The organism is Pseudomonadales bacterium (assembly GCA_041395945.1).
Classification (GTDB): domain Bacteria; phylum Pseudomonadota; class Gammaproteobacteria; order Pseudomonadales; family Azotimanducaceae; genus SZUA-309.
On the sequence record JAWKZN010000001.1, the window covers coordinates 3,150,752 to 3,171,751 of the forward strand.

Annotated in this window: 17 protein-coding genes; 8 read left to right on the top strand and 9 right to left on the bottom strand. The window is 60.3% G+C overall.

Annotated features, from left to right (window positions below):
* Positions 1-73: 73 nt before the first annotated feature.
* Positions 74-1,162, bottom strand: a complete 1,089-nt coding sequence (locus R3E82_14435; GenBank protein ID MEZ5552091.1) for a hypothetical protein — start codon at positions 1,160-1,162, stop codon at positions 74-76.
* A 113-nt stretch (positions 1,163-1,275) separates the two neighbouring features.
* On the opposite strand from R3E82_14435, the gene R3E82_14440 reads away from it, so the two are divergent.
* From R3E82_14440 to R3E82_14450, 3 genes are read left to right on the top strand one after another with little or no spacing between them, the layout of a single operon-like run.
* Entirely contained in the window at positions 1,276-2,130 is an 855-nt protein-coding gene (locus R3E82_14440; GenBank protein ID MEZ5552092.1) for a hypothetical protein, read from the top strand.
* Positions 2,127-2,960: a CbbQ/NirQ/NorQ/GpvN family protein gene (locus tag R3E82_14445; GenBank protein MEZ5552093.1), complete on the top strand. Its 834-nt coding sequence runs from the start codon at positions 2,127-2,129 to the stop codon at positions 2,958-2,960. Before R3E82_14440 ends, R3E82_14445 begins: the two co-directional genes overlap by 4 nt.
* Before the next feature lie 41 nt (positions 2,961-3,001).
* Positions 3,002-5,017: a VWA domain-containing protein gene (locus tag R3E82_14450; protein MEZ5552094.1), complete on the top strand. Its 2,016-nt coding sequence runs from the start codon at positions 3,002-3,004 to the stop codon at positions 5,015-5,017.
* Between the two features lie 127 nt (positions 5,018-5,144).
* Here R3E82_14450 and R3E82_14455 read toward each other — a convergent pair whose 3' ends face one another.
* Positions 5,145-5,816, bottom strand: coding sequence for a Bax inhibitor-1/YccA family protein (locus R3E82_14455; GenBank protein ID MEZ5552095.1), 672 nt, complete (start codon positions 5,814-5,816; stop codon positions 5,145-5,147).
* Positions 5,817-5,918: 102 nt separating this feature from the next.
* Complete coding sequence (locus R3E82_14460; GenBank protein ID MEZ5552096.1) at positions 5,919-6,458, bottom strand: peroxiredoxin; 540 nt, start codon at positions 6,456-6,458, stop codon at positions 5,919-5,921.
* Positions 6,459-6,720: 262 nt separating this feature from the next.
* Between R3E82_14460 and R3E82_14465 the strand changes: the two genes are divergently transcribed.
* From R3E82_14465 to R3E82_14475, 3 genes are all read left to right on the top strand, one after another.
* On the top strand, positions 6,721-9,744 hold the full coding sequence (locus R3E82_14465) for a TonB-dependent receptor (GenBank protein MEZ5552097.1): 3,024 nt from the start codon (positions 6,721-6,723) through the stop codon (positions 9,742-9,744).
* 88 nt (positions 9,745-9,832) lie between these two features.
* A complete protein-coding gene (locus R3E82_14470) occupies positions 9,833-10,345 on the top strand; it encodes a hypothetical protein (GenBank protein ID MEZ5552098.1) in 513 nt (170 codons plus the stop codon).
* A gap of 102 nt (positions 10,346-10,447) precedes the next feature.
* Positions 10,448-10,735, top strand: a complete 288-nt coding sequence (locus tag R3E82_14475) for a hypothetical protein (protein MEZ5552099.1) — start codon at positions 10,448-10,450, stop codon at positions 10,733-10,735.
* A gap of 86 nt (positions 10,736-10,821) precedes the next feature.
* Here R3E82_14475 and R3E82_14480 read toward each other — a convergent pair whose 3' ends face one another.
* The 5 genes from R3E82_14480 to speB all read right to left on the bottom strand — a co-directional run bounded on the left by R3E82_14480 (position 10,822) and on the right by speB (position 17,686).
* Positions 10,822-12,552, bottom strand: coding sequence for an ATP-binding protein (locus R3E82_14480; GenBank protein MEZ5552100.1), 1,731 nt, complete (start codon positions 12,550-12,552; stop codon positions 10,822-10,824).
* Between the two features lie 29 nt (positions 12,553-12,581).
* Positions 12,582-14,486, bottom strand: a complete 1,905-nt coding sequence (locus tag R3E82_14485; GenBank protein ID MEZ5552101.1) for a serine hydrolase domain-containing protein — start codon at positions 14,484-14,486, stop codon at positions 12,582-12,584.
* 36 nt (positions 14,487-14,522) lie between these two features.
* Positions 14,523-16,034: a Na+/H+ antiporter NhaC family protein gene (locus R3E82_14490; GenBank protein ID MEZ5552102.1), complete on the bottom strand. Its 1,512-nt coding sequence runs from the start codon at positions 16,032-16,034 to the stop codon at positions 14,523-14,525.
* Positions 16,035-16,158: 124 nt separating this feature from the next.
* Positions 16,159-16,743, bottom strand: a complete 585-nt coding sequence (locus tag R3E82_14495) for a glutathione S-transferase family protein (protein ID MEZ5552103.1) — start codon at positions 16,741-16,743, stop codon at positions 16,159-16,161.
* Positions 16,744-16,765: 22 nt separating this feature from the next.
* On the bottom strand, positions 16,766-17,686 hold the full coding sequence (gene speB, locus R3E82_14500; protein MEZ5552104.1) for an agmatinase: 921 nt from the start codon (positions 17,684-17,686) through the stop codon (positions 16,766-16,768).
* A gap of 146 nt (positions 17,687-17,832) precedes the next feature.
* Between speB and R3E82_14505 the strand changes: the two genes are divergently transcribed.
* Entirely contained in the window at positions 17,833-18,612 is a 780-nt protein-coding gene (locus R3E82_14505) for a hypothetical protein (GenBank protein MEZ5552105.1), read from the top strand.
* 491 nt (positions 18,613-19,103) lie between these two features.
* Positions 19,104-19,820, top strand: a complete 717-nt coding sequence (locus tag R3E82_14510; GenBank protein MEZ5552106.1) for a hypothetical protein — start codon at positions 19,104-19,106, stop codon at positions 19,818-19,820.
* On the opposite strand, the gene R3E82_14515 is transcribed toward R3E82_14510, so the two are convergent.
* Positions 19,817-20,872 (bottom strand): alpha/beta hydrolase, encoded by a 1,056-nt coding sequence (locus tag R3E82_14515; GenBank protein ID MEZ5552107.1) that lies wholly within the window; start codon positions 20,870-20,872, stop codon positions 19,817-19,819. The genes R3E82_14510 and R3E82_14515 overlap by 4 nt on opposite strands.
* Between the last annotated feature and the right edge of the window lie 128 nt (positions 20,873-21,000).

A 21,000-nucleotide genomic window follows, 5' to 3' on the forward strand; every position in this document is an offset into this window, starting at 1 on the left:
GAGGCGCAGACGGCTGCAAGCCGCCCCAACTTCTCAATCCCGGCAACGCCGATGCCGCATTGGCGTGCGCCGTTCAGCGCAACAGCCAGTCGAGAATCAGATCATTCTGTTCCCGTGGATAGGTGTGAGAAAGATCCTCCAGTTCCTGGTAAACGAGATCTGCGCCTGCCGCTGTGAGCGTGTCTCTGGCCATACGAGCCACCTCAGGTGGAAACATCCAGTCCAGTACGCCATGCACGAGATAGATCGGCAGGCCACGCAGGCGTCCGACTGATGCGGCCTCAATCAGCAGAGGATGGAAGCTCGCGGAGATCGGTGCGAGATGGGTGAAAGGACTGTCGTCCTGCAGGCCGCTCACATAGGAGAAGGTGCCCCCATCCGACATCCCGGTAAGCAGCATGCGTGATGCATCCACCCGCCAGGTGCTGCGAATGTGATCGACGATGTCCGCGAGATTGGCGCTGTCGATGTCCGGGCCCATGAGCGACCAGGTGCTGTCCCGGGAACTGGGGGTCACCAGGATCACGCCCCGTGTTCTGGCGTCTTTCAGCCAGCTCCACAGAAAGCTGCGGCCATGGCCGCTGCCGCCGTGCAGAGCAACCACCAGCGGCAGTGCCGCGCTGCCGTCATAATATTCCGGCACATAGAGTGAGAATCCGCCCCGCTCTCCGACCCCATTCGACGCATGCATGATGCCCACCTCTTCCCGGGACGGGTCCGCAGCCGCGAGCCGCGCCTGCAATGCTTCATCCCCGCGATGCGCATCGCTCAGGAAAAAGCGGCTCACCGGCGGCAACATGAATGACACCGGGTACAGTACCTCCACCGCCCGGGTCTGATAGGAAAGGGCCCGATAGGCGCCGAGGATCGGATTGCTCGACGTCAGCGCGCGCTCGAGACTCGCGAAGGCTTCGAGGGTTTCTGTCGCCGAGCGGATGACATGGTCGGAAAAGCGGCTCAGATGCTCGGGCCAGGGTGCCACTTTAAACCGCTCGAGTCCCGCAGCCACCGGCGCCCCCAGGGATGCGACGGCGGCAACCACTTCGTTCAGATCCGGGGGATTGAGCCGACGTCCGACCCAGGCCAGACCGTCCAGCGCGCCCAGCAGCGCGGGCACCAGTGCGGTGGTGGCGTCGAGAAGCACATCGTCGGCATCACTCATCGTCCTACTATAGCCGACCGCATCAGCGACCCGCATCAGCGACCCGCATCAGCGACTCGCATCGGCATGCCGGGAACGGTAAAGTCGATCGCTCACGCCAACGGGTCCATTCCATGCCTACCGCCGGGTCTTTCGATCGCAGCGCCGAGGATGTCGGCAACATTCTGCTGCTCGAGCATGTGAATCTGACGGTACCCGACCAGGGGCTGGCTGCCCTTTTCTATGTCAGCGGTCTGGGTTTTACCCGGGATCCCTACATCGATTTCGGCACCGCGAACATGTGGATAAACGCCGGCGAACAGCAGTTCCACCTGCCCCGGTCGAGCGCCCAGGTGATCCGCGGTCACATCAGCATCGTGGTCCCCGATCTGGATGATCTGCTGCGGCGCCTCGAGGCTCTGCGTAAACCCCTGGCCGGTACCGCCTTCGACTTCGAACGCCGCGACGATCACATCGCCACCCGCTGTCCCTGGGGCAACGATATCCGCGCTTTCGAACCCGGGCAGTTTCCGCTCATGGATCTCGGCATGCCCTGCCTCGATCTTCAGGTCCCTCCCGGTACGGCAGAGCGCATCGCACGCTTCTACCGGCAGATCATGGGCTGCGCCGCCTGTGCCCGGGCAGGTGTGGCTTCGATCAAGGTCGGCTACAACCAGATACTGAAGTTCAGCGAAACCGACACGGCCATCGCCGCATACGACGGGCATCACATCGCCATCTATGTCGCAGATTTCTCCACACCCCATGACCTCATCGACACCCGGGGTCTGATCACCGAAGAATCCGATCGCTGCCAGTACCGCTTTCAGGCCATATTCGATCCCGAAACCGGCCACACGCTCACCGAGCTCGAACACGAAGTACGCAGTCTGAGTCACCCCATGTACCGGCGACCGCTGGTCAACCGCAACCCGGCGGTGAACTTCTTCACCTACCGGAAGGGCAAGGAGATCTATACCCCGTCATGAGTGAAGCCGCCAAGCTGGCCACACTGGCCCAGCAACCCTATTACCTGCCCCTCGGCGACGAGGTGGAAGTGTTCCGCGCCGCCTACGATGCGCGTCTGCCCATCCTGCTGAAAGGTCCGACCGGCTGCGGGAAAACCCGTTTCGTCGAGCATATGGCCTGGCGTCTGTACCGCAGCGAACACCACAGCGAACTCGAAGTACCGCTGCTGACCATTTCCTGTCATGAAGATCTGACCGCGACTGACATGGTCGGGCGCTTTCTGCTTCAGGGCGATGAAACAGTGTGGCAGGACGGTCCCCTGACCCGGGCAGTACGCAGCGGTGCTATCTGCTATCTGGACGAGATCGTGGAAGCCCGCAAGGACACCACGGTGCTCATCCACTCCCTCACCGACCACCGACGCCTGCTCCCCATCGACAAGACCGGTGAACTGCTGGCCGCACACCCGGACTTCCTGCTGGTGATTTCCTACAACCCCGGCTATCAGAGTGTGCTGAAGGATCTGAAAACCAGCACCCGCCAGCGCTTTGTGAGCCTCGCCTTCGACTACCCGGATGAGGCGCGGGAAGCCGCCATCATCGCCCACGAGGCCGGCGTGGACGGGCAGCTCGCCGAACGCCTGGCGGTGATCGGCGCCAAAGTCCGCAACCTCAGGGAGCATGGCTTCGAAGAGGGTGTGAGCACGCGCCTGCTGATCTACACCGGCAGCCTGGTGAAACGCGGTGTTGCCGCACGCCGCGCGGCTGAGATCGCCATTGTCAGTGCGGTATCGGACGATGCCATCGTGCAGCAGGCGATCGCCGACATCATCGACGTTGTGCTGCCCTGACGTTGTGCTGACATGAGCTTTCCTGAACCCGGGGTTGTGGCATGATCGAACTGGCGGATGTCGAATCCCGGCTGGCGTTGTTCACCGAAGGTATCGCCGGCCGTTACTACCACATCAAGGCCACAGAGGAATTCGCAGGGCGACACTTTCATCTGGCCCCGGACCGGGCCGCCCAGACCCTGGATACGATCTATCTGCCCTCGACCCTGGAAACGGTCGGATCCACGGGATTCCGCCTGCTCACGCTCGAACAGCTCGGACAACGGGAATTCGGCACCTTCCGTTTTCAGATCGACGAGGCGCGGCGCCGCATTCCCGCCCTCGCCGCCTGGCCGCTGCCCACCACCGGCACCAGGCAGAGTGATTTCACCCTGCTGTACCGGCATGTGCCCGTGCACTGGTTACTGCGGGACCTGTTCGCCCACTGCGAACGCGCGCGGATCATGGCACGGGTCATGGCCCGCTATCCGGGCGCACGCCGTCTGCTCGACACGGCTGCGCAACGCGGCGGAGAATCCATCGAAGCCATCGTCTCCATCGCCACCCTGGTCACCGCACTGGGTGAACTGGTGGATGGTGCGGACCGGGAGCTGCTGCTGGCCCTGGATGTCACCGGCCTCCTCGGCCCCAGCCTGCTCCCGCTGGACACCCTGCTGCTGCCCACGACCGACGTTTACGACTCAGCCGCGGTCGCTCTGACGATCTATGAGTTGTGGACGCAGCAGCTGACGGCCATCGAACCGGTAAGCCTGAATGAAGACGCCGGGCAGTCGGGCACCATCGACTGGCTGCAGCGGGATGCCAAGCTGGAGGACTGGGAAGAAGCCCTGGCCGCAGCCGAATCCGCGCTGATGCTCGAATTCCTCGAAGGGGATCATGCGGACGCAGCCCAGGGAGACAATCTCGCGGGTGAACTGCGCCCCGACGATGTGGATCTGCGCGCCCTGCAGACCGATCGGGACAATCTGTCCCGGCGCATCGACATGGAACGCGCTGCCATCCGCGACGCCCTGGGTGCGGTGCGGCCGCTGGCACGCAGCTACCGCTACGATGAGTGGGACTATCTGAACAGGCGCTATCTGCGCCACTGGTGCCGGCTCTATGAAGAGCAGCTGGTACTCGAAGCCGATGTGGACATCTCAGAGCTGCTGCGGGTGATCGCACACCACGCACCGGAAGTGCAGCGGCAGCTCGAACACATCCGCCCGCTCGGCTTCCAGCGACTGCGCAGGGTGGCCGATGGCGACGAACTGGACATCGACGCACTGATCGAGGCACGCCAGGATGTGCGTGCCGGGGTGAGTCCGGATGAACGCGTGTACTCCCGAAGAGAGCGGGTACAGCGGGATCTGTGTGCGGTATTTCTGGTGGATCTCTCCGCATCCACCGATGATCCAATCAACCCCCCGCCGCCTGCTGCCCATCCGGATCCCGACGATCTGACCGCCCAGTCGATTGTGAACCTGCGGGATCCTTACGACGATGTGCTGGCCGTGAACGTCGAGACTGCGCCCGAGGCCCCGGAACGGCGCATCATCGATGTGCAGCGGGAGTCCATGCTGGTGATGTCCGCCGCGCTGGAGAAGCTCGGCGACAGCTATGGCATCTACGGTTTTTCCGGCTACGGCAGGGACTGCGTGGAGTTCTTTGTCGCAAAGGAGACAGACGAACCCTTTACACGGCGCACGCTGCAGGCCATCGCCAGCATGAAACCCAAACGCAGTACCCGCATGGGACCTGCCATACGTCACGCCACGGAAAAACTGATCGCTTCGGGGAATGCACTGAAGCTCCTGATCATCTTAAGCGACGGCTTTCCCCAGGATTCAGATTACGGGCCCCAGCGGGGCGAGCATGAATACGGGGTGCAGGACACCGCCGCAGCACTCAAGGAGGCCCAGGCCAAGGGTGTGGAATATTTCTGTGTCACCGTGGACAAGTCAGGTCACGACTATCTGCGGCGCATGTGCGCCGAGTCACGCTACCTGATTCTGGATGAGATCGAACAGCTGCCCGAGGTGCTGTCCGGAGTGTATCGAACCCTGGCGGGTCGCTGATTTATCGAGGTGATGTCGAGGCGCTGTCTTTTCAATGAGATGCCGGGGCGCGAACCTTCTCGATCAACGCCCCGACACAATCATCATTCCACGGTGGCGCCTGCTTGCGCGCAGCCGCGGGTCCGGCTCAATCGTCGCCCAGTGCGCCGAAGATGTGCAGCAGCGACAGCAGCAGGTTATAGATCGACACGTACAGGGTCACGGTGGCGAGAATGTAGTTGGTCTCTCCGCCGTGAATGATCGCGCTGGTCTGCCAGAGAATGGCTGCCGAGGCAAACAGCACGAAGCCCGCGGAAATGGCCACCTGGAAGGCGCTCAGATCGACGAACAGGCTCAGCAGCACCGCGCCCATCAGCACGAAGAAACCCACCATCAGGAAGCCTGACAGGAAACCGAAGTCCTTGCGGGTGATCAGCGCATAAGCCGACAGACCAACGAAGGCGAAGGCGGTGGTCCCCAGCGCCGAACTCACCAGGGTGCCGCCGTTCGGCAGCCCCAGATACATGTTGAGTATCGGACCGAGCCCATAGCCCAGAAATCCTGTGAAGGCGAATACCGACAGCAGGCCCCAGGAACTGTTTGCCGTCTTGTGCACGATGAACAGCAGGGCGAAGAAACCGATCAGCCAGGGAATGATGCCCGGATGGGGCAGATTCAATGTCAGGGAGACACCAGCCACGACTGCACTGAAAGCCAGGGTCATACCGAGCAGAAGATAGGTGTTACGCAGAACTCTGTTGATCTCGACCGCCGCGCTGCGCGGTGCCGTACGGAGAGAACTCGTGGGATGTTCAGCCATTGGTTAACCTCAATTTCAAGTAACCTGCAGTGGTATATATGGGTTCATCCCGGGTTTTGCAAGGTCAGCCCGCCGAACGGTGGTCAGACCAGAATGCTCTGCTCAGCGGCGGGCGACACCGAGGCGACCCAGAGTCGCCGCCATATCTTCGGCGGAAGTTTCAGGACGCACGGCGGTATCGATGGCGGCGATGTTGCCATCGACATCAATGTAGAAGGTATGCCGGGCGGCGTAGCCCCGCGCAGTCAGCACGCCGTAGGCCGCAGCGACCGTCTTCTCCGGGTCGCTGAGCAGCGGAAAGTCCGCGTTCTGCTCCTTCGCAAAGCCGACGTTGTCTGCCAGCGGATCCACACTCGCCATGAAGTAGCTGACCGCATATTTGCGCAGCAGATGGCCGTTCTGCGCAAGGGATTTGCACTCTATGGTACAACCACTGGTATAGGCTTTCGGAAACCAGGCCAGCACCACTGCCTCCCTACCACGGAAGTCAGACAATCGGTAGGTCTGGCCATCCGAACCCTGCAGTTCGAAGTCCGGCGCCCGATCGCCAACGGCCAGGGTGGAGGCAAAGGCGGAACTCGAAACGGCCAGGATCAGCAGCAGGCCGGCGCAGGCAACGAGGTTCGTGTGGTGATGGCGCATGAAGTGATCCCGATGAATAGGCCGACGAAAGTATCATAACCCGAGGCGTGCATGGACGCTGCAAGAGCGGGCTCCGTGTCCGACTTCAGTTGCATCCGAGAACGCTTGGGTTATGCTCGCCCCCGGGTTGGAGAGTGTAAGACGGCGAAAGTCCGTCTGCCCTAATTCTCCAACCGGGATTCTGGAGAGTGGATTAACAAGGGGAAACGAAATGAGATCAGCCCATATACGACAAGCATTTGTCGGTGCCTCTGTGTCGCTGATGCTGTGTGCGAGTATCGCACCGGCGATAGGCGAAGAAGGCGCAATTGAAGAGATCGTAGTCACCGGATCATACATAAAACGCAGTACTGCAGATTCGCCTTCACCTCTAACTGTGATTGACCGAGCTCAAATCGAACAGACTGGCGCGATAGAGGTTGCAGACATTGTCAACCGTATGACTTTCAATTCAGGTTCAACCAATCAGACCAACGCATTTTCGGGTGGCGACAATTCGACCGGACAAACGAACATCAACCTCCGAAACCTGGGATTAGGTTCCACACTCGTCCTGATCAACGGCAAGCGTTACGCGAAAACCAGCACGGATTCGGGCGGAAATGCGTATGTCAATACCTCCACGCTGATTCCGTCTATCGCAATCGGTCGAGTGGAAGTAGTCAAAGACGGCGCCTCCGCCCTTTATGGCTCAGACGCAGTCGCAGGTGTTGTCAACTTTATTACACGCAATGACTTCGATGGCATGGAGCTCAGCCTGGACGGCCGGACGGACCAGGAAACTCGAAAGCAGGACGATGTGACCTTCTCCGGTATCTGGGGTATCACTGGTGAGCGTGGCAGTTTCGTAGCATCCGCAGAATATCTGGATCGCAAGCCGCTGCAGATTGACGACCGTTATAGCGACTTCGGTGGCACGGGTCTCTCTACTCTCGGGAACCCAGGCAGCTTTTCGCCAATCGGACTCGGAGCCAGTGCGGCGTTAGTGGCACCTGCATACGTAGTCGGTGGCGGGGGTCTCGGAGATATCGATTGCGATCTGGCAGCCAGCCAGCACCGGCAGTCTTTTCGTTCACCCGTATCCGGGACGCCCTTAGCGGGCAGTGCTCTCGAAGCCAACAATGGCTGTATCTATGACTTCTCACCATTTTTCGCTCTGGTGGGCGAAGAAACACGATTTCTAAGTCATGTTTCCGGAGAGTTCGATGTAAGTGACTCCCTGCAGGTTTATGGGGAAATGTCCTATGCGGACCAAAATTTCACCCGAGAGAATTCCATGTTCCCACTCGTTCGCTTCCCGGTCCTCCCGGCAAGCCATCCCGGGTTGCAGGCGGACCTTGCTCGAAGAGATGCAAATCTGGTCGCCGCCGGCTCCCCGCTTGCCGGAGTTCTGACAACACCAGGAAACGTGGGTGGTGCTGTGTTCTTCGGTCGCCCGCTCGGTTTCACTCCGGATGACACCGGATCCGACATCCGGCCGATCGATACTGATACTCGCGAGTTTGGCGAGACATACCGTGCGATTCTTGGTATGCGTGGTGATTTGCCTTTCGGCGACAGCTGGACTTTCGATACTTCTTTCACCCGTAGCCAGCGAAATCAATCAACCCGTGGTACAGACACTAATCAGCAGAACCTGTTGAACGCAATAAGTGGATTCGGTGGAGCAAACTGTAATCCCAATCTTGCCGGGTCGGTACCGGGCAGTGGCAACGCAGGCAATATCGCCGCAGGTCGGGAGTGCTACTACTACAACCCATTCTTCAGCGGCTTCTTCGCACCGGATGGCACGCCTCAAAGTGACCCCATGCTTGCGAACCCTCGTGCACTGTACGAATGGATGATCGGCGAGTTCCGCACCGGAGCTGAAACTACACAGCTGGTCTGGGATTTCGTGGCGACCGGCGATGTGCTCACCCTGCCGAACGGGCAGACAGTCGGCATGGCTGCCGGGTTGCAGTGGCGCAATGACGAGCAATCCGTCGAGATCGATGATACTTCCAACGATGGTGGTTTCTCTTTCATTTATGGTGGCACGAACTGGGATGGGAAAGAAAATACTTATGCAGCATTTCTGGAGTTTGCGATTCCGCTCACGGACAGGTTGGAACTGCAACTTGCCGGCCGCTACGAAAAGTTTGACGAGATTGACCAGGATTCGTTTGACCCCAAACTCACCGCCTTGTGGATGGCGACAGATAGTCTGACTGTGCGAGGATCTCTTGGTACCTCATATCGTGTGGGGTCGCTGCTGCAAACCAACGGTTTCTCCACTCAACTGATCAACATCGCAGATCCTTTCTCAGGCGCAGGTTTAGCGTTTCGGCCCGAGATCGCTCAGGGCAATACAGAACTCAAACCTGAATCGGCCTTCGTGTGGAACGTGGGATTGTCCTGGGCGCCAATTGAAGGGGCTCTGGAGGGATTGTCCGTCGATCTCGACTACTACAGCTACGATTACGACGACCTGATCGCTCGACCAGGTACCTCTACATTGATCAATCAGGATATCGCTTCACGTTGTCCTCAAGGTCTTAACAACGGTACCGATCCAAGTCGACCGAACTGTGGAATACAGGCTGCAGGCACGCCGCTCGCAGGCCAGATCGCCTTCGATCCAAATGGCGGGCCCGGCATTCCAGACCAGATAATCCGTGATCAGTTCGGCAACTATCTCAGAGCCGAGCCGACGTTTTTGAACGCACAGGAACTGAAAACATCTGGTATGGATTTCAATATCGGATATGAATGGGACGCCGGAAACTATGGCCTCCTGAAGGCTGGAGTTGCCGCCAGCTGGACAAGGGAGTACGAAATCACAGATATAAATGGCGATACTTTCGATGGCGCCGGCAAGCGCAATATCGGTACCACTATCGGCCGCTCACTGCCTGAATGGAAGGTAAACTACTCCCTCAGCTGGCTGAAGGATCGCCATAGTGTGTTCGCCCTGGTACGGTACATCCACAGCTATAAGGACGATCAAGCGGTCCAGCGTAGCTCGACAGGTGATCCTCTCTGCGTCGGAAGCTGTTTGCGGGCGGTTAACTTCGGCATTTCTGATTTGCTGGACGACAAGGTCGACAGCTTCACTACGCTGGATCTACAGTACAGCTACGAGTTGCCTGCTTGGGGCGTACAGGCGGAAGGAAGCCGGGTTACCATTGGCGGTGTAAACGTCACCAATGAAACCCCACCGAAGCTCAACTTTGATGGTGGATTCGACCCGTTTGTGCACGATGCCCGTGGCGCGATGTGGTATGCACGCTACACAATGCAGCTCTAAAACGGATATCCAGACACGCTCCGTCGTGTCGTTCACTCGAAAGGGGCGACTTCGGTCGCCCCTGTTCCGTTTGTATTACCTGAAGCTGGTGGCACCTGCCACTATATTGATGGTTTCGAGTGCGCCGGTTCTTGCCATCGAATGGAGAGAAGAGATCGCGCGCTGCGCTGCTGTAGTCGGGACAGCTGAAAGGCTCGCCTGCTTTGAGGCGCTCGCCATGATTTCCGACGAAGACCCGAGCACCTCACTGCCACCGCCAATCAAGGATAGGGCTGAATCTGCAGACCAGTCGGCAATCGAGTTGCCTACCGAAGAGGCCCTCACCTCGACTGACCGGTTCGGGAGAGAGACACTTCCAGCCACTGCAAAACCCTCAGAGGATGAGTTAGATTCCATCGACTCAGTTCTGGTCAAATTAGTTCGCCGACCACGCGGTGAGTATCTGTTTGAGCTCGCAAATGGTCAGGTCTGGACCGAAATCAGCACCGGTCGAGGCCAATTTAGCGAAGGCACCCCGATTCACATCGAGCGCACTACCTTTGGCGGTTATATGTTGAGTACTGCCAGAGGTGGAGCGACAAGAGTTCGTCGAGTTGAATAGAAGGTATCCCTGCAGCCACTCGATAATCAATTTCAGATCACCACTTGAGGTCTATTCTTTGTTCGGAAACCATTCGCCCACTTCAAAACATAAGATATCCCTATGATTTCTACTCTGTCTGAAACAGAACATCCGCCCGTGCGTCTGATTCGATGCAATCTTGCACTGATCCTCCTGAGTTTGAGTCTGCTGTCCGGCTGCTGGAATGGCGAAAACATCAATCTGCGCATGGGCGATGTTTCGGTCGGCCAGCAGCTGATCGATCTGAAGCGCGCGCTGGACGAAGAGGCCATCGACGAAGAAGAATATGAACGGCTGCGTACCGCACTCATGCAGATCGCAGATGTCTGCGGTAATCAGGAAGCCATGACGGGTTCAGACAAAGACTGATCGGTTTCGCCACAGCCCTGCGCACGACACTTACAGCGGCGGTTACAGTGGCCAGGGTTGCCGGGGCTGAGGCTGCAGGGGTCGGGTTACACAGGCTGTAAATACAGCCGCACCGAAGTACCCGCGCCAACGCGGCTCGAAATCGCCAGCCCGCCACCACTGCTCTCGACATATCCCCGCACCGCGGAGAGTCCCAGACCCCTGCCTTCCTTCTTGCTGGTGAAGAATGGATCGAATATCCGATTCAGCGCTGCCTCTTCGATCCCCACACCATCATCGGTCACCGAGATGCACACGTAGCGCCCGGGATGCAGGTCGCGGCCCTGTATGAGCCGCCCGATCTGCCGCGCCTGCAGCGTCACCAGATCGGTTCTGATGCGAATCCGCCCGGGTTTACCACCGAGCGCTTCTGCTGCGTTGAGCACCAGATTCACTATCACCTGCTGCAGCTGGGAAGGATCTGTTTCTACTCGAGGCAGGTCTGGTTGCAGTTCATAGACGACGCGGGCGGAAGGGTAATGGGACAGCTCTACCAGGGCACTGGCACTGCTCACCAGCTCGCTCACCTCCACCAGCATCGGTTTCGAGGGTTTTCTTCCGGCGTAGTCGAGGAGCTGACCGACGATCTCGCCCGCGGCCAGCGAGGCGGATTCGATATTGTCGATAAAGCGTCGTGCCGGGCTCGCCGCATCGAGAACCTCGGAGGCCAGGTTGGCGTTACCCAGGATGGCCATCAGCAGATTGTTGAAATCATGAGCGATGTGGCCTGCCATGAGCCCGAGACTTTCCATCTTGTGCTTGACACTGAGCACCCGCTCCATTTCAAGGCGCTCTCTTTCGTCTCGCAGGCGGGCAAGCTCCGCCGCCACACGCGCGATGTACAGCGAGAAGACGGGGGATTCGATCACCCCTGGCTCCAGAGTCCTCGTGTGCCCCACACCGAGACTCCCGATCGGCTGGCCATTCGGATGCCGCATGCCATAGACGATCAGACTCTGAACCCCGAGCCTGTGCACCATGCCCCAGCCCGGGTATCGCTCCGGCAGCCCCTCGGGAATGCACACCCGATCTTCGCTGCTCAGCTGCGCAAACGGTCTTCCCGAATACTCGACCCGGGTGCCTTCATAGTCGACGAGTCTGTTGCCTCTATGCAACAGCGCGCGCACCACACCTGATGATGGATCCTCATCACTGTTCTCGATCAGAAAGGCTGTGGTCACCTGCAGCACTTCACACAGGTGAGCGACCGCATGGGTGAAAACCTGCTCACTCGAGCTGGTGGCCATCCAGCGCACAGAGTTGAGAATATTGCGCTGTGTGCGCAGTACGCCGGCTTCTCTTCCCAGTCGCGGTGTCAGCCATTCCAGCAGTGCCAGAGTGTCCTCCGGCGCGGATTGCGGTTTGTCATCGAATGCGCAGACGAGACCGAACAGCCGGCCGAAGCCGTCCCGCAGCGGCAGCCCTGCGTAACTGACGATGGATTTGTCCCGGAAGCCCTTATCCTGAGGATAGGCGGCGGAGGCATCATTGACGAGACAATGAGGCTGTCCCCTGCTGATCACTTCAAGACAGGGTGTGCCCTGCAGCCCATAGCTCGCTGGCCTTTCACCCGCAGTTCTGCTGGCAAAACCAAGGATCCGGATACGATCGACATCCGGACCGTCAAGTTCGCCGATAGAGACGGTATGTACGCCGAGCGCCTGCTGCAGCCACTCGGCACACTTCTGCAGATACTCCGGCCCCTGCAGGTTGGAGAGCATGAGCAGTCCACGCTGCAATTCCGGCATCCCGTCGATGAGTCTGTCTACGGCTGACACGCGATCGCTTCTCTTCGTGGGTTGCCTGATCAGTAATTCCAGCCCAGAAGGTTCCAGTACCACATGACCAGGACCAGCAGGGTAAAGAGCAGCGTCACCCAGGTGTAGCGCACGCGCTGCCAGATGCTGCACTGGGGTGCCCGCCAGACCGGAACCAGCAGCGCCAGGCAGATCAGTGTGCACAGCGCGGTCAGCAGTGGCAGCACCAGCACAGCACCGGTTCCGGCGGGCGGAAAGTCAAAAATCAGCGCGTTGAAATCAACGCCAGCAAAGACGGCGACCAGGCCGATCGGGAAAAGCAGATTCACAACCGCGGCGCCGACCATTGCAGTTTTCGCGTGCGCTGCGGCGCCCTGAAGCGCCTGCCGGCCGCGATTGCGGATGGCATTGATCACCACGAAGAGGCTGGCCAGCAGCGCCAGCGCAATGATCAGCTGATGGGTGCTGGCCCGGTGCGGAAACGACAGGCGATCGGCCACCATGACCGGCAATGAGCCGATCAGGGCACGCTGCACCTGCCCGGAGGGGCTCGTTTCGAATACCAGCAATTCCTGCCGTCCCTGCTCACGGAAAACGTAGGGGGCTACTTCGATAAACCGGCCACCAAAGCGCGGCACCGGAATGGAAATTTCACCTGGACCTGCCGGTACCACCGACAGGTCACCGCCCAGCCCGGTGATACCTTCAAGCTGCGTGTAGGAGCGACGGTTCAAACGATAGGCGCCCACGACGGCCGCGATCCTTGCTGCACTGCCTTCGAGGGGGGCAGCCGGGAAGGCGGGCAGTCGCTCAGGATGACCCGGGTAGAAGTAGTCGAGCACGGCATCGGTCACCGCAGTGCGGGCCATGGCCCCTTCCGCGGCATTGAAGGACAGGAAGAAGCCGAAATCCGTCTCAGGCTGCATTACCAGTTCCGAGTGGAAGGCAATGGTGTCGCCACCATGGCCGATGAAACGCTCGCCGTTGCGCCGGATCTCGTAGAACCCGTGGGCCATACCCGCGACATCCGGGTGATGGGCAAACAGCCGCGCGTGCATCAGCCGGGCTGTCTCTTCACGAAGGATTCGCCTACCGCCATAGGCACCGTCCTGCAGATGGGCAATCAGGAAGCGGCTCATATCCTCGGCGCTGGCGGAGAGCGCTCCGGCGGGTCCGAAGTTGTGGATGTATTCGAAGCCGAAGGGTTCCAGCCCCTCGTACTTGAGCACATAACCCTGGGCGAAATCTTCGGCGAGGTCCGCCGGCAGGGGTTCTTCGAAGGTAGCGTGCTGCATGCCGAGGGGCTCGAAGATCTCTGTGCGCACATAGTCTTCGAAAGCCCTCCCGGTGACGTTTGCGACGATCAGTCCGGCCAGCGCACTCGCCCAGTTGCTGTAGGAGGCGAAAGTGCCCGGCGCCCGGACCTGAGCCGGGATATGTGCGGCCAGCGACTCGGCCAGCGGGACGAGGTCTGTCGGCTCATCCGCAAAGAGAAAGCCGGCGGCACCGTCTTCGAGACCGGGGGTGTGGGTCATGATGTGCGTCAGCGTGAGGGGCACCCCAAACGCATTGGGGATTTCGAACTGGGGAACGTACTGACTGACATCCGCCTGCAGATCCAGTCTGCCCTGCTCCACGAGCTGCATCACGGCGGTCCAGGTGACCAGCTTGGAAACCGAACCGGGCCGGAACAGATGGCGAGCGGGATCGACCCGTACAGCCGCGGCCAGATCCGCATGCCCGTAGCCTTTGGAAAACACCAGGCGGCCGTTCCGCACCAGGGCAAAGGTCATACCCGCGAGCCGGTAGTCGGTGAACTGAGCGGCCATCACACCGTCCAGGTATGCCTCGAAGCGGCCGATGTCGTCTGTCTGCCCGACAGCATCTTCAGTGAATGCCGCCGATGCAGAAGTCAGACAGAGAATGCCTGCCATCCATGCTGCTGTTCGGGTCATGCGAACCTCCCCCTGGGTGCTGACAAGAATACCGGCTCAGGACAGCAGCAGGTAGCCGAACACCAGATAGAGCACCACTGCGAGGCCGGCCGCAATCATGGCCAGGGGCAGCTGGGTATTCACATGATCCATCAGGTCGGAGCCGCAGGCCAGAGCGGAAAGTATGGTGGTGTCCGAAATCGGCGAGCACTGATCGCCGAAAGTTGCACCGCCGACTATGGCGCCGAAGCAGAGCAGGAAGTAGGTCGGATCCGCGGACAGGGCGAGAACCAGAGGCAGGGCGACCGGGAACACCACCGCGTAGGTGCCCCAGGACGAGCCGATGGAGAAGGCGATGATCATACACACCGCGACCAGCAGTGCCGGCAACACGAAGGGAACCTCACTCATCCAGCCGCCCACAGCATCGATGACAAAACCGGACGTGCCGAGCTGATCCGACACCGCACCCAGGGTTACCGCCAGACCGAGCACGATCGCCCCCACCGTGACCCCCTTGATGCCACTGACGATGGCATCAAACACAGCGCCCACCGGCATCCCCTTGATCACACTCACAACCGCGCTGGCTACCACCGCCAGGCCGAAGCCTTCGAAAACCATCGGCGAGCCGCCCATCACCCAGGGCAGGATGCAGAAGCCCATCAGGGTCAGGATCGGGGCGAGAAAATCGAGCATCGAGGTCTGGTATCCCTCGATCACCCGCGCATTCGTGAGCTCGGCGGCCGCGACCGGCTGGGCACCCGGCGCATCCAGCGCACCGGTGCTGGTGACACGCTCCACCACCTTGCGCATGGGCGTGTTCAGCAGAGGCAATCGATCCAGTGCAAAGAGCAGGGTCATGCTCACCGCGATCCACCCGTAGAAGTTGAAGGGAATCGCGGCAATAAAGAAGCCGATGGCCGTCTCCTGATCCGGGACAGTCTCCGCCAGGCTGTCGATGGTAATCAGGCCGGCCACGTAGATCGGCCAGACGTTGAAAGGAATCAGTGTGGCGACGGGGGATGCCGTGGAGTCGACCACATACGCAAGCTCCTCATGAGCCACTTTGTGCTGATCGGCCACCGGCTTCACCGTGGTGCCGGTGAGCACCGTGCTGATGGTGCCCCCCTGATGGAAGATCAGTCCCAGAATCCAGGCAAAAGTTTTTGCGCTGACCCGACCGCGCACGAAGCGCCTGGCCACGGTGCGGGCGAAATAGGTAGCCCCGCCATTACGGTTCCACAGGCCGAGCAGGCCACCGAGTGCCCAGAGGTAAACAAGCAGGATCTGCGCATAGTTCTCGGTACCCAGCGCGGGTACCAGGAAGGCATCGATGATGTTGATCCGACCCATCACCAGACCGCCCACGACTACGCCCACCAGCAGCGCCAGGATCACATGTCGGGTAGCGAAGCAGATGACGATGGTGGTCAGCGCAGGCAGCAGCGACCAGAGCCCGTAATGTTCGCCCGTGGATTCCGGACGGCTGACCCAGATGAGCAGCAGAAACACGGCAAGACCGAGCATGCTCCAGCGGGTGATGGGGCTGTTCAGATGGGCAGACACGCTGTGCAGTGTACTGATTCCCGGACTACCCTGCCCGGGGGAGTCATTGCCGCGCCTGGCGATACCCGCGGCAAGCGTAGCCTGCGGGCATCGCTGTGCGGTTGGACGTCGGCCAGTGCGGTTGTCAGGCCTTGATCGACAGGGTCTGCTCGCAGCGTTGAATCCAGGCGCTGACTGCCGGCCGCGTGTTGAGATCGAAGCCGCCCTCCGCCGCCACCCGTGTATAAGCAAGCAGCGCGATGTCCGCGATGGTGATGGAATCACCCACGAACCAGCTCCGCCCGGCCAGCAGCGCTTCCATGAAATTCAGCGCAGCTTCGCCACGCTCGACCCGCCAGCCCTCCCGCTGCTCCCGGGTTTTACCCTGATAGAGCATCGCGAAGCGGCAGACGGCCACGTAGGGCTCATGGCTGTACTGTTCCCAGAACATCAGCTCATAAACCTTCGCCCGCAGATAGGCATCTCCGGGCAGCAGCGCACTGCCTTCGGCCAGGTAGCCGATGATGGCATTGGATTGGGCGATGCAGCGACCGTCGTCCAGTTCCACTACCGGAACCTGACCAGCCGGATTGCGCGCCAGAAATTCCGGCGTGCGGGATTCGCCTTTCATGATGTCCACGGGCACCCATTCATAGGGCAGCCTGAGGAAATCGGCCGTGTATTTGATCTTCAGGCAGTTTCCGGAGATCAGATCACCATAAATTTTCATCCCTGTAACTCCTCTGTGAGATTCAGCCGCGCTGGCTCGCCAGCAGATAAAGCGCATCAAGTACCAGTGTGGCCGCAGCCAGTGAAGTCAGTTCCGCATGGTCGTACGCGGGTGCCACTTCCATCATGTCGATGGCCACGATATCCAGACCACCAAGCCCGCGGATGATCTGGGCGATTCTGTCGGTGCTGACACCGGCCGCAACCGGTGTGCCGGTGCCCGGTGCGAAGGCCGGGTCGAGGCAGTCGATATCGAAACTCAGGTATACCGGCCGATCGCCGATCGTCTCGACAATGCGCGCAACCGCCTCTTCCGCGGAGTGGGCGTTCGTCCATACCGCATCGAGTACCGCATAGGGATGGGTTTCATATTCGTATTCGGTGCGGATGCCGATCTGCACACTGTGGCCCGGGTCGATCAGCCCTTCGTTCTCCGCGTGATAGAACATGGCACCGTGGTAGTACTTGGTGGTGCTGGCTTCGGTGTCGGTGTGGGCATCGAAGTGCAGGAGCGCCAGTTCGCCGAAATGCCGATGCGCTGTTCGCAGCAGAGGCAGGGTCACGAAGTGATCACCACCCAGTGTGATCAGGGTTTTCGAAGCCGAGAGGATGCGTTCTGCATGGGCGGTTACCTGGGCGATCATGTCGTCGCTGTCGCCGTTTTCGAATACCAGATCTCCGTAGTCCACCACCCGCAGCAGATCTCCCAGCGCAAAGCGCCAGGGCCAGCGCCGTGTCTCCCAGCGCAGCTGGGCGGACGCCTGGCGGATACCCGTGGGTCCGAAGCGGGCACCGGATCGGCCGCTGGTACCGAGGTCATAGGGCACCCCCATCACCACCGCGTCCACGTCCGGACCGAGGTCCCGGCTCAGCGGCAGTCCCAGATAAGTGAAGATATTGCCGTAGGTATTGCTGTCGGCACCGAGCAGGTCGGATGAAGGCATGATTTCGTCTTTTCGATTCGGAGAAGAACGTGCAGGCTAAGGCAGCCGAGGCGGGGATGCCACAGGCTGCTGAGAGATTTCGCGCAGCATCGGATAAGGGGGTAAAGTAGCCGGCTCTACAGGGAAGAACATGAGGGGACATGACGATGACCATGATTTCCAGAACCGCGATGATCGGCCGCGAACAGACTGCACGCCTGCTCGCCATCTGCCTGCTGCTGGCCGCACCACTCGCGACCGCCGATCAGCACGCAGCGGCCGCCCTCGAGGCTGCGCTCACCAGTGCAGATCGACCCGCAGAGGACAAAGCCAGAGATGCGGGCCGCAAGCCGGCTCAAGTACTGACCTTTCTCGGCATTACGAGCGGCATGACCGTGATGGATGTGATTGCCGCCGGTGGTTACTACACCGAAGTGCTGTCGGTCGCCGTGGGCGAGAGCGGCAGGGTCTATGCACAGAATCCCGCCGTGGTGCTGCAGTTCCGTGACGGCGCAAACGACAAGGAAATCACCGCGCGGCTGGCCGATAATCGACTCGCCAACGTGATCCGCTGGGACCGGGAAATCGATGATCTGGGCATCGAGCCAGGCAGCCTGGATGCCGCAATCACCGCCCTGAATCTCCATGACCTGTACAATCGCGACCCCGCAGTCGCGGTCGGTATGCTGCGCGCGATCAAAAGTCTGCTGAAACCGGGTGGCGTGTTCGGCATCATCGACCACGCGGGCAATCCGGGCGCTGCAAATGCCGAACTTCATCGCATGGAGAAAGCCCAGGCGATCGAAGCGGCGGCAACGGCGGGTTTCGAGGTCGCCGGCGACAGCGATCTGCTGGCCAACCCGGAGGACGATCACACCAGGATGGTGTTCGCTCCGGAGGTGCGCGGCAAGACGGATCGATTTCTGCTGAAGCTGATAAAGCGGTAAAGCAGGTGAGTCCCGGCTGGAGCGCGAAAGATGCGGCAATCGGCTGCGATCCGCACCCGCCGCTCCGAAACGCCTGACTCCACGGCGGACGCGGCGGGCGAAGCGCAGATTCGAAGCTCGTGGTTTGAGAAGGGTAAGCGGGTACCATCGCCGCGGTGAAACGGATCATCTTCAACCTTTTTCTTGGCCTGCCCGTCCTTATCGTGCTCGCAGGCTTCGAGATTGGCTTCAGAGTCCACGCTTATTGGTCAGACAACCGTCTGCAACAGGGTCTGGCGGGAGTCGGCGAAAACCAGCAGCGAGGACCTCAGTCTCCAGCATGTCATCCGCTGGCATGAGAATCCGAAGATCATCTACGAACTGATCCCGGGTTTGCGCGGCAATTTCCGGGGCCATCGGCTGGAGATCAACTCCGACGGTTTCGCGGCCCCCAGGTCCCGATTGTAAAGCCAGTGGGCGGATATCGTATTGCGGGTCTCGGAGACTCGGTAATGTTTGGTTGGGGGGTCGGCGATAGAGATTTTTATCTCCACCACACCGGACTACGCCCGCAAGCATCGCACCCGGATCGGCAGATCGACTGGATCAATTCTGCTGTCCCAGGTTACAACACAGTCAACGAAGTTGAGACTCTCAAGAGCAAACTACTGATATACGATCCGGATCTGGTGGTTGTCGACTACGTCGGCAACGATCTTCATGTGCCGGGATTCATACGCACCCGACAACCCTATTTCACGGTCGACTATTCTTTTCTGGCACGGTTCGTCCGACACAGCCTTGATGGGCTGCACGTCCCAGACCACACACTGCAGCGACCGCCGGACGCTTTCCGCACCGGGGCTTTCGAGGGCGAAAACGATCTGATTCCCAACGCGTACCGGGATCTGATCGGTATCAACGCATTCCGTTCGGCGATCGCAGAACTTCAGCGGCTGAGCCAGGACCATGGTTTCCGGGTACTTTTTTTCGCCCATCGCGGCTTCGACGCAGAGCCGCTGGCAATCCTGCAGCGCGCAGGATTCGAAACATTGGATGCGGATCCTGTCGCGTTGGAATACCTGGCACAGCGTGGGATTTCGGACTATCTCGGATCACCTCTCACGGTGAGTGTGAAAGATTCACACCCTTCGGCGCTGTATCACCGCCTGCTTGGTGACCTGCTCGCGAACTACATCGACAACGCTCTTAAACCGCAGAACCCCTAACCTGCATCCCCTTCGATCTGCAACGCCTCCGCCGCCTTTTCGCCGGACCGACTCACCGCGTAGCGATCCAGGTGATCCAGCACGGCTTCCACCACCGCTTCCGTGGCGGTCGCCATCAGCCAGTGGCCGGTATCCAGTTCGAGGGATTCGAAGGGTCCTTCAATGAACTCTTCCTGACCTTCGACCGCAGTGCGACCGACCGCGATATCTTCGTTGCCCCGGATGAAGAGGATGGGGAGGGACACATTGCCCACCGGCTTCGCAGGACCATCGGCTGCAGCGCGATACCAGTTGAGCGCGCCGGTCATGGCACCAGGTTCACCGAATACGGCCAGATATTCCTCCAGGTGGTTGGCCGGGTGTCCGGCGTAGAGTTCGCGCAGTGCCGCCAGGTCGTTAATGGCGAAGGTCTGTTCCGGCAGCCTGGGGAGCCAGAAGAAAGCCATATAGGAACTGCGACTCTGCTGCTCCGGATCCTTCGCGATGGCCGCCGCAAACGCAGCGACGTGGGGAATAGACAGCGCGCCATAGGTGAGCAGGCGTTCGGGCGCCTCGAAGGCAAGCTGCCAGCCGACAGCCGCTCCCCAGTCGTGTCCCACCAGATGAAACCGGGTGAAACCGACGGCGTCGGCCACTGCGAGTGCATCCGCCGTCAGTTCCGCCATACCGTAGCTGGATCTGCCTTCGGGCCGGGCACCTGGTGAGTAGCCGCGCTGGTCGAAGGCGACCACTCGATAGCCCTCCCGGGTTGCCGCTTCTATGAGCGGTTGATACATCACTGAGGTTTCGGGGAAGCCGTGGAGCAGCAGCAGATCGCCTTTCGGGGCGGGGTTGTCGAAGCCGCCGATACGGGCGCGAAAGATCAGCCCACTGGCGGCGATCTGCACCTGTCGCTGTGAGGTGCCTGGCTGAAACGCGGGCAGTGCCGCACTTGCCCGGGTGTGGGAATAGGAACGATCGAGACTCATCGACGCGCCGATCCAGAGGGCGAGCAGCGCCAGCACCCCCAGCCCGAAGACCGCGACCACGGTCAGTTTCAGCACTCGTATCATCAGTGTCTCCCTGGAATAAAACGAACTTTTCGACCGGCACTTCTACACCCGGCAGTACCCGACCCCGCGCGCCGGAAGCCGAAGCTGCCCGTGCGGAATCACCGGATCTGGTGAGAACATAAGCTTGC

Coding starts and splice junctions, on each gene's coding strand:
- R3E82_14445 (MEZ5552093.1), top strand. CDS start 2,127: ATGAGTGAAGCCGCCAAGCTGGCCACACTGGCCCAGCAACCCTATTAC.
- R3E82_14465 (MEZ5552097.1), top strand. CDS start 6,721: ATGCTGTGTGCGAGTATCGCACCGGCGATAGGCGAAGAAGGCGCAATT.
- R3E82_14435 (MEZ5552091.1), bottom strand. CDS start 1,162: ATGAGTGATGCCGACGATGTGCTTCTCGACGCCACCACCGCACTGGTG.
- R3E82_14440 (MEZ5552092.1), top strand. CDS start 1,276: ATGCCTACCGCCGGGTCTTTCGATCGCAGCGCCGAGGATGTCGGCAAC.
- R3E82_14455 (MEZ5552095.1), bottom strand. CDS start 5,816: ATGGCTGAACATCCCACGAGTTCTCTCCGTACGGCACCGCGCAGCGCG.
- R3E82_14475 (MEZ5552099.1), top strand. CDS start 10,448: ATGATTTCTACTCTGTCTGAAACAGAACATCCGCCCGTGCGTCTGATT.
- speB (MEZ5552104.1), bottom strand. CDS start 17,686: ATGCCTTCATCCGACCTGCTCGGTGCCGACAGCAATACCTACGGCAAT.
- R3E82_14505 (MEZ5552105.1), top strand. CDS start 17,833: ATGACCATGATTTCCAGAACCGCGATGATCGGCCGCGAACAGACTGCA.
- R3E82_14510 (MEZ5552106.1), top strand. CDS start 19,104: ATGTTTGGTTGGGGGGTCGGCGATAGAGATTTTTATCTCCACCACACC.
- R3E82_14450 (MEZ5552094.1), top strand. CDS start 3,002: ATGATCGAACTGGCGGATGTCGAATCCCGGCTGGCGTTGTTCACCGAA.
- R3E82_14515 (MEZ5552107.1), bottom strand. CDS start 20,872: ATGATACGAGTGCTGAAACTGACCGTGGTCGCGGTCTTCGGGCTGGGG.
- R3E82_14460 (MEZ5552096.1), bottom strand. CDS start 6,458: ATGCGCCATCACCACACGAACCTCGTTGCCTGCGCCGGCCTGCTGCTG.
- R3E82_14495 (MEZ5552103.1), bottom strand. CDS start 16,743: ATGAAAATTTATGGTGATCTGATCTCCGGAAACTGCCTGAAGATCAAA.
- R3E82_14485 (MEZ5552101.1), bottom strand. CDS start 14,486: ATGACCCGAACAGCAGCATGGATGGCAGGCATTCTCTGTCTGACTTCT.